This is a genomic window from Albimonas donghaensis, assembly GCF_900106695.1.
Classification (GTDB): Bacteria; Pseudomonadota; Alphaproteobacteria; order Rhodobacterales; family Rhodobacteraceae; genus Albimonas; species Albimonas donghaensis.
In genome coordinates this window covers 1-1259 of sequence record NZ_FNMZ01000026.1, presented here as the reverse complement: position 1 = coordinate 1259, position 1259 = coordinate 1, and the positions used below count along the sequence as shown (strand labels likewise).

Genomic DNA, 1259 nt, shown 5'->3' with positions numbered 1-1259 from the left:
TGAGGTGGTCCCCCTTTCTCGGACAGGTTCGCGGCTCTGCTAAGCTTGGTTCAGATCCTCGTCATGCCGCTGCGTCGTAGCCGAGCGGGACCGCATGGGCCTCGTCCGGGGTTCTGCCGCCCAAGGCTGAATGGGGCCGGTGGGCGTTGTAGTAGTCGATCCACCTGCGCAGGCCGGCGCGAAGCTCGGAGCCGATCTCGAAGGCGTGCAGGTAGATGCATTCGTACTTCAGGCTGCGCCAGAGGCGCTCGATGAAGACATTGTCCATCCAGCGCCCCTTCCCGTCCATCGAAATCCGCACCTTGGCGTCCAGCAGCACGTCGGTGAAGCGCGGGCTGGTGAACTGGGCGCCCTGATCTGTGTTGAAGATCTCGGGCGGCCCGTGGCGCGCCAGCGCGTCTTCGAGGGCCTCGATGCAAAAGTCGGCGTGCAACGTGTTTGACACGCGCCATGCCAGCACCTTCCTGGTGGCCCAGTCCATGATGGCGACCAGGTACAGGAACCCGCGCCGCATGGGGATGTACGTGATGTCCGCGCACCAGACCTGGTTGGGACGGTCGATGGTCATGTTCCTCAGCAGGTAGGGCCAGATCCGGTGTTCCGGGTGCGGCTGGGACGTTTTCGGCTTCTGGTAGACGGCCTGCACCCCGATCTTGGCCATGAGGCGCCGGACCCGCTTGCGCCCGACCGCATAGCCCTGGCGCTGCAGATGACGGGCCATCTGGCGCGACCCGTACCAGGGCGTTTCCAGGAACTGTTCGTCGATCAGCCGCATGAGCGACAGGTTCAGCGGGCTCTCGCCCCTTGGCGGCCCGTAGAACGCCGAGCGGCTGATTGCTGCCAGCTTGCACTGCCGGGCGATCGACAGGGCGCCGTGCGATGGATCGATCATTTTGCGCCTCCGGGACACGCTCATCGTCCGGAGGCTTTGCGTAAAAAATCACGCTCGACCACCAGTTCGCCGATCTTGGCATGCAGCCTGGCGATCTCCGCCTCGCGGTCAACGGCGGCGGCCTCGGCCTTGCCGTCGAAAACCTCGGCCATGTTCTCCATGGCCTGACGCTTCCACGTGTTGATCAGCGTCTGGTGCACGCCGTGCTTCGCGATCAGCTCGGCCACCGTCAGCTCGCCCCGCAGCGCGTCCAGCGCCACCTTCGCTTTGAACGCGGCGCTGTGATGCCGCCTCTTCGTCTTCATCTCGTTCGTCCTCGATCTGCGACGAACCAAGCTTAGCCGCCTGTCTGGGAAGCGGGGACCAC

1 protein-coding gene is annotated in these 1259 nt (G+C 64.8%); it reads right to left on the bottom strand.

Annotated elements, in window-relative coordinates; genetic code table 11:
• Positions 1-61: 61 nt before the first annotated feature.
• Positions 62-1197 (bottom strand): IS3 family transposase gene (locus BLV24_RS21310; protein WP_092685687.1). Its coding sequence is split into 2 segments (ribosomal slippage): positions 62-942 and positions 942-1197, totalling 1137 coding nucleotides; the frame shifts between segments, so codons are not numbered across the junction.
• Positions 1198-1259 lie beyond the last annotated feature (62 nt).